This window comes from Streptomyces sp. NPDC005070 (assembly GCF_053600395.1).
In genome coordinates this window covers 1-1265 of sequence record NZ_JBSFZS010000539.1, presented here as the reverse complement: position 1 = coordinate 1265, position 1265 = coordinate 1, and the positions used below count along the sequence as shown (strand labels likewise).

The following is a 1265-nucleotide window of genomic DNA, read 5'->3' as shown; positions in this document are numbered from 1 at the left end:
CGGCCTCCCAGGCGACCTGATGGGTGTAGGCGCGGTTGACGGCGATGTCCACGGCACAGTCCGCGAGCATGCCCTGGACCAACTGGTACGTGGCGATCGGCGCGCCGAACTGCTCGCGCTCCACGGCCCAGTCACGGGACAGTTCCAGGGCCCGCTCGGCCGCGCCGGTGGTACGGGCCGCGATCATCAGGCGCTCCTCGGTGAACCAGGAGCGGGTGATGTCGTATCCCTCGCCGATGCCGCCGAGCACGGCGTCCTCGTCGACCTGGACGTCGGTGAAGGTGAACTCGGGGTGCTCGTAGACGAAGGTGTGCATGAAGCGCGGCACGCGTGTCATCTCGATGCCCGGGGTGTCCTTGTCGACCAGAAACAGCGTCGGGGCGCGCTCCGGACCCGCCGCCGCGAGGACGATCATGAAGTCGGCGTGGTCGCCGACCGTCACGAACCACTTCTCCCCGTTGAGCACCCACCCCCGGTCGTTCTTCGTCGCCGTGGTGGCGATGTTCTGCGGGTCCGACCCGGCGCCGCGCTCGGTGACCGCGTAGCAGTCCCGGCGCTCACCCCTGATGACCGGGACCAGGAAACGCTCGCGCTGCTCGGGCGTGCAGAACCGCAGCGCGTTCGCGGGCCGCCAGACCATGTCCCACAGGGCGCCTGTCAGTCGGCCCAACTCCTCCTGGACGGTGACCTGTTCGGCGATGGTGAGGCCCGTGCCGCCCCATTCGGCAGGCATGTTGACGGCCTGGAGGCCCGCGTCCAGGACCGCGTCGCGGATCTCGGCGTGCGCGCTCGCGGGCAGCCCGTTGTCCTCCTCGCACCGGTTCTCGTAGGCGGCGATGAAGTCGGTGAGGGCACGCGCGTCGGCCTTGAGCTGTGCCTGGCGCGGGGTGAGGCGGAAGTCCATGGAAGTCCTCGCTGTGTGGTGGTCTGGCGTGGGCGGGGTCAGTGCGTGGGGAGAGCCAGCGCGCCGGTGCCGCGCTTGATGAGCTCGTTGGCGATGATCAGCCGCTGGATCTCGGAGGTGCCCTCCCAGATGCGGTCGACGCGCAGCTCCCGGTAGATGCGCTCGACGGGGTAGGAGCGGTCGTAGCCGCGGCCGCCGAAGATCTGCAGGCACCGGTCGGCGACCCGGCCGGCCGCCTCGCTGGCGGCGAGCTTGGCGGTGGAGGCCTTGGCGTGCAGGGTCTTGCGGTCGGTGTGCGGCTGGTCGGCCTCCCAGGCGACCTGGTGGGTGTAGGCGCGGTTGACGGCGATGTCCACGGCGC

The 1265-nt window shown here is 70.5% G+C and carries 2 protein-coding genes; both read right to left on the bottom strand.

Annotated elements, in window-relative coordinates; translation table 11 throughout:
* Nucleotides 1–904 (bottom strand): acyl-CoA dehydrogenase family protein (locus ACWEBX_RS40945; protein ID WP_451889754.1); only part of this gene is annotated, 904 nt, incomplete at its 3' end.
* 38 nt (nt 905–942) lie between these two features.
* Nucleotides 943–1265 (bottom strand): acyl-CoA dehydrogenase family protein (locus ACWEBX_RS40940; protein WP_451889753.1); only part of this gene is annotated, 323 nt, incomplete at its 5' end.